This window comes from Chloroflexia bacterium SDU3-3, assembly GCA_009268125.1.
GTDB lineage: Bacteria > Chloroflexota > Chloroflexia > Chloroflexales > Roseiflexaceae > SDU3-3.
The window spans coordinates 204310-216057 of record WBOU01000006.1; the positions used below are offsets into that span (position 1 = coordinate 204310).

The window sequence follows — 11748 nt, forward strand, 5'->3', positions numbered from 1 at the left end:
AGCCTGCCAGGATAAACACCAGCCAGATCGCGAGGCCCGCCACACAGGCTGCCGTCACCCACGGCCCCATGCTTGATGCCATCACCCCATCGATCAGGGTGCGCATGACCTCGCGCATAGCAGGCTACTTTCGCGCAGGGATCATCGTCTTGACCAGGGAGATACCCAGCTTGCCCAGGCCGAAGAGGATCGGCACCCAGATGACCACGTGCAGCAGCGTGATATCGTAGGCGGTGCCCGCCTCGTTCAGCTTGGGGATCATCATGCCCGCCGCGAAATCCCAGAACAGCATCATGATCTTGATCAGGAACTCCACCACATCCAGCAAGGCATCCATCGGTACGGTGTCCTTTCTGTCGTATACCACGCCAACACCCTACAGCCCCCCATCCCGCACGGCCAGCACCATGGTGAAGAGCACCACGAGCGCCAGCAGCCACCACAGCTCATTGCCCGCCACAGCGGCCACGAAGTAGGCAAGATCAGCGAGCATCGTTCCGCTCCAGTGTGTCGCGTAAAAACGCTTGCATGCCGGTCAGCAGGGCGTCACAGCCCAGCGCCAGACTCATGCCAACAAGGAATTGGGTAAGCGGATGCAGCAGGGTAATCATGCCGTTCTCCGTGTCCGCCACAGCTGAACGATCAGCAGCGCCAGCACCGCCGCAAGCAGCAGCGCCAGCACCACATCGCCATACGTGGCCGTGGCGATTACGGCCCCGTGCGCCCCGCTCGGAAGTGGGACAACCCAGGCGCTGGCCAGATCAGTAGTGGTGGTGTAGGGTGTGGTTTCCATGCCCCTAGTACATCACATCTCGAAGGGCCTGTCATTCATATCTTTTCTTGTAAGACAAAGGTACTAGAACACGTATAGGCCCCTACCCTTGCGGTTAGGGGCCTCACATGTCCGATAATGGCGGTTATCGAGCTTACTAGACAGGTAGAAAAAGAAACCTTGAAGGCATATAATCGTATAGAACTTGAACCACAAATAATCAAGGAGCAGTACGTATGAAAAACGAGACTATACTATCCGAGATCAGACAGACTCTAATCGGCGCAATCTTGCCATCAATAATAATATTCCTAGTTAACCTGCTAATAGGTTACTTATTTAAAGAAACAGGGAATGTAAAGATAGGACCAATAATAGATGTTTCTAATCATAAATACGCAAACATAAGCATAACAAACTACTCAGACTCAGAAATACAAGGTATTTCCATTACAATACCTTCTTCAACTATCATATCAAATACAATATCAACATCACCCGTTTATATAGAGAAAAAATCAAATCTATTAACAAACTTATCAACCGATTTAATAACAATATCCAATATAAAACCGAAAGATACAACAAATCTATTAATACCTATTATCACAGCAGATCAATTAAATTTAATATCGGTTACAAATTATAGTGATTTAAAGCTTTCAACAGAAAGATCTTCTTCTCCAAGGTACCCTTGGGATAAAGCTATATTCAATATGATCATTAGTGCATCAATGTATTTTATATTTATAATTATATCAAACCTCTTACTAAATTCACAAATTAAAAAAACAAGAAGTGAAATACAAAAAGAATTAGAGAAATCAAAAGAAGAATCAAGATCATTAATACAAAAAATCGATGATTTAAATAAAGATAGCAAGCAGTATATGAATGATTTTATAAAAATGAAATTATTACTTCTTGCTAAAATTTCAGACTACACAAAGGAGCTAGATTTTTGGAAGGATACCATAAGGTGTATTATGTACGAATCATCTAAAGAAAATATATCTTCAGATATGATTATAAGAACCGTAAACAAAACACTAAAAACATATCTTACAAATGAATCAAAAACTAATATTAGTTTTGATGAAATGAAGATCATCTCATCAATTTTTTCAAAGTCATCAGAGAATGACTAAACGCCCCTTGACAACATGCTATAAAAGCACATAATTCGCGTGTGGAAATTTCTACCCTTCCGTGTATTCTTATACCACACGGAGGTTTCACATGGATCTAACGAACGCTATCAACGAGTTCTGCATGGATTTGCGGATAAATGGCCGAGCGCGGGGCACCATCCACAAACACGAGCAGGAGCTAAACCGGCTCGACCGCTGGTGCGAAGAAAACAACTTGGTATGGCACCAGCTCGACCGGCGCACCCTGCAACGGTTTGTACGCGCCCGCGATGTGGGCGTGTCCGCACGGTCGAACATGCTCTGTACCCTGCGAACCTTCTACGCCTGGAGCGTCGAGCAAGCGTATGTGGCCCTTTCGCCTGCTGTCGGCTTCAAGACTCCCAAGAAGCCGCAGCCGCTCCCCCGTGCGCTTTCTATGGAAGAAGTGCGAAACCTCTTGAGCTACCTCAACGAGCACCGCGAGACCCGCAAGCAGCGGCGCGACCGCGTGCTCATGATCACCCTGCTGTATGCAGGCCTGCGCTGCATGGAGGCTGCCGCGCTGCACTGGCGGCATGTCGATCTTAAAGCAGGCGCTATCGCTATTCAGCTCTCCAAGATGGGCAGAGGGCGGGCTATACCGATCCACCCCGAGCTAAAATACGAGCTGGAGCGCTGGCGGCAGGAGCAGCAAGCCCACGATCTGCACAATGGCCCCATCTTCAGCCTCGACCGTCAGCAGCTCGTCCCCGAACGCATAGGCAAGATCGCCCGCATGTGCGCGGCCAACTGCGGTATACCCTTCAGCGCCCACGTGCTGCGGCACACCTTCGCAACCTTCGCGCTGCGCGGGTCACACGATGTCTACGCCGTGAGCAAGGCGCTTGGTCACTCGCAGCTCAAGCAGACAGAGATCTACGTGAGCGCGGATGTCGAGCAGCTGCGCGATTCGGTGATCAGCATCCCAGGTATGAACGCATGGTAGCTAGAAGAAGTTCACAAGGATCACGAAAACCACAAATATGATCCCAATCGCACTTAAGAGGGAATAATCCGAGGATACCCCCCACTTTTCAAGATGGAAACGAAGCAGAGGCGCAACCAGAAAAATGCTAACACCAAAGAGACTTTCTACGAGGCGTTTAGGAAAGCGGCCAAAGAACCTAAATCGGCGGCTTTTCCTGGCTTTTGTGGTGGCCTTGCGGGTGGTGCGGGCTGCGGTGGTGCGGGTGGTGGTCTTCTGGCGAGTGCCCGACGTTGTGCGGCGTGCGCCTGTGGTTGCCCGAGGGGCAGGCGCGGTAGGCGTGGTGATAGGGGTGGGGGCGGGTTCAAAGTTCGGTAGCGTGCTTTGTACTAGGTCTTCAGGGTAGAGGGGCTGCGTATCGCCGGTCATCGCTCGCACTGTCGTGGGTCGCGTCCGTGGCATAGTTGAGCCTCTTGTTATAGACAAGCCGCCCGCCTTATGGGCGGCTTTTGCTTGACATCATAATCACAAGATGATAGTATGCCTGCAACCGCCTGTTACCCAAAAGAGGAGGCATGTACAACCCATCAAAAGCCGCTGAATGGCTCAGTGAGCGACTAGGGCGGACGGTTAGTAGACAGACGATACAGCTCTACATCAAGCGAGGGGATCTCCCTGCTACCAACACAGGAGCAGGCCAGCATCGACCAACATGGGTTATTCTCCATGCCGATCTGGAAGCCTTCGCAGACCGCGCCGCCGCCGAAGGACTCCCGACACCAAAGGGAGGTTGGCCGCAACGGAATGCCGCGAGAAAAAAAGCTAACGGCCTAGTAACTATTGCTAGTCACTAGGCCGCCGAACGCCACATTCGTGTTCCCTTGCAAGTCTCACGAATGCAGCCGGGTGCCGTACCTTGACGGCTTTATGGTCGGGGCGAGAGGATTCGAACCTCCGACCTCAGCGACCCGAACGCTGCGCTCTACCAGGCTGAGCCACGCCCCGACGTGTATTTGGTTGTGCAACCCCGTGGTTGGCTGGTGCCGAAGGTGGGAGTCGAACCCACACAAGGTTGCCCTTAGCGGTTTTTGAGACCGCCGCGTCTGCCATTCCGCCACTCCGGCAGTGACGACGGTCGGGATTATAGCCCACAGTCCAGGTTTTGTCAAATCGGCCCCAGTGCGCCGCCGCCGAGCGCATAGGGATGGCCCGCGCGACCACGCCTGCGCCGCGCCACATGATACCCGCCGCCCACCAGATCTTTAGGAAACCCCCAGCATTTTTCGCCCGCCTATGAAGACCCGTAGCGCCGCGTCGCCGCGCCCTTGACACGGCATTATCAAACGTTTATGATAGCCCCGTTTGATGCCTAGAATGCAGCCTGATGCTTCAGAAGCGTGTACGCACACAGCACGCCCTGACGCCTGAAACACCATTCAACCCGTGTGAGGAGCGCAAGGTCCATGTCCATTCGTGTCCCCCGATCCATCCGTGTCTCGACACTATCGCTCGCCGCGCTGGCGCTCGCCGCCTGTGGCGCTGGCGTTCCGCTCACTGGCACGATCACCGATGCCTACACGGGCAAGCCGGTCGCCGCCCAGGTGAAGGTCGGCTGGGGCACGGCCAGCGCCGATGCCCAGGGCAAGTACCAGATCGGCAGTTGGAGCCAGAACGATACGATGCAGATCAGCGCGGATGGGTATGAGCCTGCAACCGTGGCGCTGAGCCAGCAGCCCCAGCTCGCCACGCCCGCGCAGCCAGCCGCCACCCTCGACACCCAGATCCGCCCCAACACCCTGAGCGGCACCGTGACCGACAGCTTCACCGCGCAGCCCCTGGCCGGGGCGGTGGTGCAGGCCACCGCAGCCATCAGTGCCACCACCGGGGCCGATGGCCGCTACACGCTCAAGGGCCTGCCCGAGGCGTTCAGCCTGACGGTGAGCGCCGCCGACCACGCCACCCTCACACAGGAGGTGAGCCGCACCGCAACGCTGGACGCGGCCGTGCGCCCCAATGTGCTGAGCGGCACCGTGACCGACCAGTACACCGGCGCGGCGCTGGCCAACGCCAGCGTGAAGGCGGGCGACGCCACCGCCACTACCGGGGCCGACGGCAGCTACCGCCTGACGAATGTGCCCGAGAATGCCACGCTTGAGATCACCGCCGACAGCTACTCGCAGCTCTCGCAGCCGATCGAGAAGCAGACGGTGATCAACGCCACGCTGCGCCCCGACATTCTGAAGGGCACGCTGGTGAACGGCACCACCGGCAAGCCGGTGGCCTTCGCCACGGTGTTCGCGGGCACCGCCATCGGCGCGGATGACGTGGCCTCGGTGGAGATCAAGAACAGCGCCGACGGCAGCTTCACCCTTGAGGGCCTGCCCGAGCGCGGCGTGCTGTATGTGATGGCCCCCGGCTACAAGCGCGCCGAGGTCGAGATCACCCCTGGCAAGCTGCCCACCGAGATCAAGCTGGAGCCCTTCCAGTCCAAGGCCTGGTATGTGACCGCCGCCGTGGGCGCGCGCGCCGACTATCTGTTCGATGAGTACTTCAGCATGATCGACAAGACCGAGCTGAACACGATCATCATCGACCTCAAGTCCGACCTGCGCGACGACCTAGGCCAGGTCTACTACGACACCCAGGCCCCCATGGCCAAGGAGCTGGGCACAGGCCGCGACTACATGGACTTGAAAAAGATCCTGGCCGAGGCCAAGAAGCGCGGCATCTACACCATCGCACGCGTGCAGCTGTTCTCGCACGACAACGTGCTGGCCGATGCCAAGCCCGAGTGGGCCGTGAAGGACCGCGAGACCGGCAAGGTCTACGCCGACTACCCCGGCCCGGGCATCCGCTACGCCTACCTGGACCCCACCAATAAGAATGTGTGGGAGTACAACATCCAGCTCGGCGAGGAGGCCGCCCAGCTCGGCTTCGACGAGGTCAACTACGACTATGTGCGCTTCAGCGACTGGTATGGCGATCTGTCCGACTACGCGAAGAAGCTGCAGTTCTCCGAGCCGATCGACCCGACCACCGATGGCGACAAGATGTACGACACCCTCACCGAGTTCCTGAAGACCGCCCACCCGCGCCTGAACAAGGCCGGTGCGTTCTTCTCGATCGATGTGTTTGGCCGCGTGGCGCTCAAGCGCTCGCTGCCGATCGGCCAGGACATCGAGCGCATGGCCCCCTACGCCGACTACATCTGCCCGATGATCTACCCCTCGCTGTGGTGGCCCGGCTTCCTCGATTTCGACAACCCCACCGCCCACCCCTACGAGGTCATCCAGGGTAGCCTGAAGGAGGCCGCGCCGCAGTTCGCTGGCAAGCGCGCCCTCGACCGGCCCTGGCTGCAGGATCACACCGACCCATGGCAGGGCAATCGCGTGATCGAGTACACCGCCAAAGAGGTGCGCGCGCAGATCGACGCGACCGAGGACTTCGACCCGACGATGGGCTGGATGCTCTACAACTCGGCGAACGCCTACCACGACGATGCGCTGAAGGCCGACCAATAAAGCGCTTTGTTGCCCTTGCGACTCGGGCGCGGCTGGCGACACGTGCGCCAGCCGCGCCCGAGCATGAACGACATACGGAGTACCTATGCGACGCGCGTTGCTGCTATCCGTCCTTGCTGCCGCCCTGCTGATCGCCCCCGCGCCCCACGCGGCCGCCCAGGCGAAAGTCCAGCGTGGCAGCGTCCACTTTAGCTCGGTGGTTGAGTGGCAGGGCGGGCTTGCCGAAGGCATCCAGATAACCAACAACGACAACGGCGAGATCCGGCTCGCCGACGGCAAGATCGAGGGCACCTACACCTCCGGTCTCACCAAGACCGACTTCCCCGCCAACGCCCTCGGCGCGGTCTGGCAGGCTAGCGTGCCCGCCGAGGCCGAGCTACGCCTTGAGGCGCGCGGCGGCCCCACCCCAGAGACTCTGGGCGACTGGCAGCAGCTGCCCACCAGCGACGCCCGCTCGCAGAGCGCCGACGGGGCCTTCGCCACCGAGTCGCTGATCGCCCTGCCCGAGGAGAGCCAGTACCTCCAGGTGCGGGCCAGCTTCAAGGCCAAGGCGCTCAACGCCTCGCCGGTGGTGCAGGAGCTAGAGCTAAGCTACCTCAACGGCAACAGCGGCCCCACGCTCTCGCCCGCGCTCACGCGGGTGGCGGCCCCCTTCGGCCCCGCTACGCTCACCCCAGCCCCGCAGATCATCCCGCGCGCCGACTGGAGCGGTGCGGCGGCCAGCCCGCAGATCTCGCGGCAGGCCCCACACGGCATCATCATCCACCAGATCGGCAGCACAGCAGCGGTGACCAACACGCTCTCGTTCCTGCGCGCCGTGGCCTCGTACCAGGCCGAGGTGCTGGGCTGGGGCGATCTGTCGTACCACTTTGTGGTCGGGCCAGATGGCGACATCCTGCAGGGCCAGGCGGGCGGCCCCACCGCCAGCATCCCGCGCTTCGCGGGCGGCGACGATGCCATCCACATCGCGCTGGTGGGCGGCGGCGCGGCCAGCGAGGCCCAGCAGCGCGCCCTGGCCAGCCTGATCGCCTGGCTCGGCGAGGCCTTCGAGATCGCGCCGCTCGGCCAGCACAGCGTGGCCAACGGCAGCGGCACCAGCGCCCGCGCCAACGTGGCGGCGCATAGCGAGGCCGTGCCCGGCGTGGCCGATCCATCGGCGGCGCTCGCGGGCCAGATCGCCAGCCTGCGCCAGGCCGCCGACACCGCCACCGTGCGCTCGCGCTGGTACTTCGCCGAGGGCAACACCTTCAACTACCAAGAGCGCCTGTCGGTGCTGAACACCAGCGCCAGCACGGCCAGCGTGCGCTTCCGCCTGCTGCGCCAGCCCGGCCCCGCCGAGGAGCGCACGGTGACGCTGCAGGGCAATGGCCGCTACGATCTGCAGATCAACAGCATCTTCAGCGACACCACCGATGTGCCCGCGATCGTGGAGGCCAACCAGCCGATCATCGCCGAGCGCTTCATGGATTTCCAGACCGACATCACCACCAGCCCGGGCGTGCAGATGCTCCAGCGCGTCTGGTACTTCGCCGAGGGCTCCACCGACGGCTCATTCAAGACCTACCTGGCCCTGTTCAACCCGCAGGCCACCCAGGTGAGCGCCACGCTCACCTATATGAAGGGCGACGGCACCACCGCCGAGCAGAAGGTCGAGATCCCGCCGATGCAGCGCAGCGTGGTGGCGGTGGACAGCGTGCTGCCCGGCGTGGGCTTCGGCACGCGCGTGATCGCCAGCCAGCCGATCGTGGCCGAGCGCACCATGATCTTTGGGCCGGGCAGCACCACCAACAGCGGCGGCGTGCACACCGCGCCGGGCGTGGCCCAGCTGGCCCAGCGCTGGTACTTCGCCGAGGGCACCACCCAGCCGCCGTTCACCATGGCCGTGCTGGTGCTGAACCCCAACGCCCAGCCCGCCAACGTGGCTGTCACCTTCTCGAACGCCGACGGCGTGTCGCTGACCCGCCGCTACGCGGTGCCGCCCACCTCGCGGCTGGCCATCAACGTCAACGAGTTCGTGCCCCAGCTGGGCGTGGCCACGGTGATCGAGAGCGACCGCCCGGTGGCCGCCGAGCGCGCCATGTACTGGCGCGACACCAGTGTGGGCACCGTCACCCCCGGCACCACCACCACATCCTACACCTGGCGCTTCGCCGATGGCCGCACCAGCGATGGCTTCCAGGAGTACCTGCTGTTCAACAACCCCAGCAAGAACCAGGCGCGGGTGACGGTGGACTTCGTGCTGGCCGATGGCAGCACCGCCCAGCAGGGCGTGGTGATGCCCGGCAGCTCGCGCTACACCATGGCGGTGCACCAGCTCTACCCTGGCCAGCGCGCCATCTCGGCCACGGTGCGCGCCACCCAGCCGATCATCGCCGAGCGCTCGCTCTTCCCCAGCGCCCCCACCGACGCGGGCAACCGTGGCGGCGCGAGCACCTTCGGCGTGCCCGAGCGCTAGAGCGCCCGCCACATCCGCACACAACCACGGGCCAGGTGATGCGATCACCTGGCCCGTTCTTTCGCACCGCGTGGTGCGTGGCCGCGAAAAAAGGCCAGGTGCCACAGCGCTGTGACACCCGGCCCCATGCTTGCCCCATCGCAAGGCGTGCGCGCTACTTCTTCACATAGCAGGGGGTCTTGCCATCCTTCTCAGCTGCGGCGTGGCTGATGATATAGGCCCCGCTGTAGTCTGCGCTGGTCTGGATGTCGTCGCTGGACATCTTGGTATCGGTGAAGTTGTCCTTGATCGTTGTCAGGCCGATGCCGCCGCCCCAGCGCTCCAGGTTGCGCAGCGTCTCGGGGCCGTTCTTCACCACGCTGTACGCGCCGTTCTTGTTCGCGCCGCCCGAGGCCTTCTTCAAGAAGTGCTGCACGATCTGCAGCGCGTCGCCCGCCGCCGCCTCGTAGCCCGCGCTGGCCGAGTGCCAGCCGTAGGCCGGGCCCCAGTGGGTGATGTGCGCCACCATCTGGATCAGCTCCTTCGACCACGAGAGCGCGTACTTGGGAACCTTGGCGGTACCGTGCTCCTTGATCGCCTTCCACTGCGCGTCGGCGACCTTCTGCTTGTGGGCCTCGCCCTCGCCGATCTCGACCATGGCCGCCAGGATGTGCGGGTTGGCCTGGATGATCGCCAGGGCGTTGTTGCCCTCCTCCACCGCGCCGGTCGCGGTGTTGACCGCCAGCCACTTGTTGCTCTCGAAGCTCACGCCGATCTTCCGGAAGGCGGCGGCGATGTCGGCATCCTTGAACAGCTCGGTCATGGTGGGGTTCAGGCCGCCAGTGCGCGCGCCCAGGCCGCGCCCCCACGTCACCATCTGGCTGTCGTAGGCGTTGATCGAGGCCGAGTTGCCCTCGTGCTGCAGCTCCTCCCACACCCACTGCTCGGCCTGCTTGGCCTTGCCCTCGGGGGTGCTGGCGTCGGCCTGGCCCTGCACCGAGGTCGGGGTGGCGTCGGTGGATGTGCTGCCGTTATGCTCCCAGCCGTACTGGCCGCGATACTTCACTAGGTTCATGGTCTTGGTGTCGAAGCCCTCGCGGGCCTTCACCACCTCATCCACAAAGGCCTGCTGCTCGGCGGTAAGCGCGGTGGCCAGGCCCTTCTCCTCGTTGCTCAGCGAGGGCGCGTGGATGACGTAGTCCTGCTTGACCTTCTTGCCATCCTTACCCTTCACCGTCTCCGAGCCTTGGCGGTCGAACTCGCCCACCTCGGTGGCGTCGGTCTTCACCTCTTTCGAGCCAAGCGTCACGCTGATGCCCTCGCCCTTCTTGCGCGAGGCGCGGGGCAGCGTGGTCATCCAGTTCTCCGCCGTCACGCCGGTGGCGGGCGTGGGCGCGGGGGCCGGGGTGCCCGTGGGCGCGGGGGCCGCGCTCTTGGGCGTGGGCGTGCCGGTGGGCGTGGGCGCTGGCCCGGCCACGGGCACAGGGGCGGGCGCGGGTGTGGCACCGCCGCCGCCCGCGTCGGGCGTGGCCTTCAGCTGGATGGTGGGCGCGGCGCTGTCGGCCTCGGCGGTGGCGGGCTGGCCGTGCATGGGCACGCGGCCAAAGCTGTGGCCAAGGTTGGCGGTGTCGGACACGGCTGCTGCGGAATCACCGGACGGGGAACCAAAGTCGAACGAAGAGTCAAGCGGGGACTCTGAACCCTTGCGCTTCGTATACACTCGCATCAGTGTATGCTCCTTGCGATGTAGGCAAGCATGTGCAGTTCAAAAGTACCATAAAGCTCCGCCGATCGTCAATCAGCAAAAGGCGTGCCGATATCACAGATCCGTTATTTTACAAAGAATGACGGGCGCTCGCACCGACAGTGGTATCACCAGGCCAGATCGAGCTTCTGGCGCTACCGCAGCACCAGATCGCTGCGCTGCAGCGACTGCGCGATGCCCGCCTGCAGCGTGCCGCAGGTGGTGATCCCCCCGAGGTCGATCCCCAGGCCGATCAGGGTCTGCGCCACCTCGGGGCGAATGCCCGTGATGATGATCTGCGCGCCCAGCAGCCGCGTGGCCTGGGCCGCGCGGATGATCGCGTTGGCCACCTGGGTGTCCACCACGCTCACGCCGGTGATGTCGAGAATGGCCACCTGTGCGCTGGTCTCCGAGATGCCGCTCAGCAGCGTGTCCATGATCTGCTGGGCGCGGCGCGAGTCCACCGTGCCGATCAGCGGCAGCACCACCACGTGCTCGCTGATCGCCAGCAGCGGCGTGGAAAGCTCGGCTAGAGCGTGCGACTGATTCTCGATCACGATCTCGCGGTTGCGGATCTCTTCGATCTCGCGGCGCTTGCGCTCGCTGATGTCGAACGACGAGATCACCACCCATGGCAGCAGCGGCGGCTCGCGCAGGATGGGCGTGTAGATCGACTGCGTCCACACATCGTGCCCGGCCACCAGCAGATGCTCCTCAAGCTGCTGCGGCTGGCCTTGCTGCACGCACTCCCACAGCTGCCGCCCGATCATGGCCTGGGTGTTCTGCTCAAAATCGATCTTGGCCGCATGCTGCTTGGAGTGCAGCATCTTGTAGGTCTCGGCGTTGGCGTAGATCAGGGTGTTCTGGCTGGCCGACGCGACCTCCATCACCGCGATAGGGTACGAGGCCTTGTCGCCGATGGCGTCGAGCACGGCGGCGGCGCGCTGCAGCGCGGCAGCCTCGCGCAGATCGATAGCGATGGTCTCCTGATCCGGGCCGGTAGTGTCAATGTCGGGATGCGATGTCATGCGGGTTATCTACAATTCTCCAGATCATGGCGATGCTGGGCTTGTGGGTTGGATAAACGATGTCAGCAAGGTGCGCCAGAGCAAGCTCGCAGCACCCATGGCAGCGCACACCTGGCCAGGCAGAACGCCAGAAAGGCCCGCACAGGCTTCTTGCC

Annotated in this window: 8 protein-coding genes, 2 tRNA genes and 1 pseudogene; 5 read left to right on the forward strand and 6 right to left on the reverse strand. The window is 61.8% G+C overall.

Going from position 1 to position 11748, the window contains the following annotated elements; translation table 11 throughout:
- Window positions 1–124 precede the first annotated feature (124 nt).
- Window positions 125–337, reverse strand: a complete 213-nt coding sequence (locus F8S13_12010) for a hypothetical protein (protein ID KAB8142961.1) — start codon at window positions 335–337, stop codon at window positions 125–127.
- 270 nt (window positions 338–607) lie between these two features.
- Entirely contained in the window at window positions 608–793 is a 186-nt protein-coding gene (locus F8S13_12015) for a hypothetical protein (protein KAB8142962.1), read from the reverse strand.
- A gap of 215 nt (window positions 794–1008) precedes the next feature.
- Between F8S13_12015 and F8S13_12020 the strand changes: the two genes are divergently transcribed.
- The 3 genes from F8S13_12020 to F8S13_12030 all read left to right on the forward strand — a co-directional run bounded on the left by F8S13_12020 (window position 1009) and on the right by F8S13_12030 (window position 3720).
- On the forward strand, window positions 1009–1920 hold the full coding sequence (locus F8S13_12020) for a hypothetical protein (protein ID KAB8142963.1): 912 nt from the start codon (window positions 1009–1011) through the stop codon (window positions 1918–1920).
- A 91-nt stretch (window positions 1921–2011) separates the two neighbouring features.
- The gene (locus F8S13_12025) at window positions 2012–2887 is read left to right on the forward strand and encodes a tyrosine-type recombinase/integrase (protein ID KAB8142964.1); all 876 of its coding nucleotides are present in this window, start codon (window positions 2012–2014) and stop codon (window positions 2885–2887) included.
- 554 nt (window positions 2888–3441) lie between these two features.
- Complete coding sequence (locus F8S13_12030) at window positions 3442–3720, forward strand: helix-turn-helix domain-containing protein (protein ID KAB8142965.1); 279 nt, start codon at window positions 3442–3444, stop codon at window positions 3718–3720.
- A 74-nt stretch (window positions 3721–3794) separates the two neighbouring features.
- Here the strand turns inward: F8S13_12030 and F8S13_12035 are convergent.
- Window positions 3795–3871: transfer RNA gene (locus F8S13_12035), tRNA-Pro, on the reverse strand.
- A 33-nt stretch (window positions 3872–3904) separates the two neighbouring features.
- Window positions 3905–3990: transfer RNA gene (locus tag F8S13_12040), tRNA-Leu, on the reverse strand.
- A gap of 339 nt (window positions 3991–4329) precedes the next feature.
- Here F8S13_12040 and F8S13_12045 point away from each other — a divergent pair.
- On the forward strand, window positions 4330–6387 hold the full coding sequence (locus tag F8S13_12045; protein ID KAB8142966.1) for a hypothetical protein: 2058 nt from the start codon (window positions 4330–4332) through the stop codon (window positions 6385–6387).
- A gap of 85 nt (window positions 6388–6472) precedes the next feature.
- Window positions 6473–8842, forward strand: a complete 2370-nt coding sequence (locus tag F8S13_12050) for an N-acetylmuramoyl-L-alanine amidase (GenBank protein KAB8142967.1) — start codon at window positions 6473–6475, stop codon at window positions 8840–8842.
- Window positions 8843–10205: 1363 nt separating this feature from the next.
- On the opposite strand, the pseudogene F8S13_12055 reads toward F8S13_12050, so the two are convergent.
- A pseudogene (locus tag F8S13_12055) lies at window positions 10206–10289 on the reverse strand (energy transducer TonB).
- Between the two features lie 431 nt (window positions 10290–10720).
- The gene (locus F8S13_12060; protein KAB8142968.1) at window positions 10721–11593 is read right to left on the reverse strand and encodes an STAS domain-containing protein; all 873 of its coding nucleotides are present in this window, start codon (window positions 11591–11593) and stop codon (window positions 10721–10723) included.
- Window positions 11594–11748: the final 155 nt, after the last annotated feature.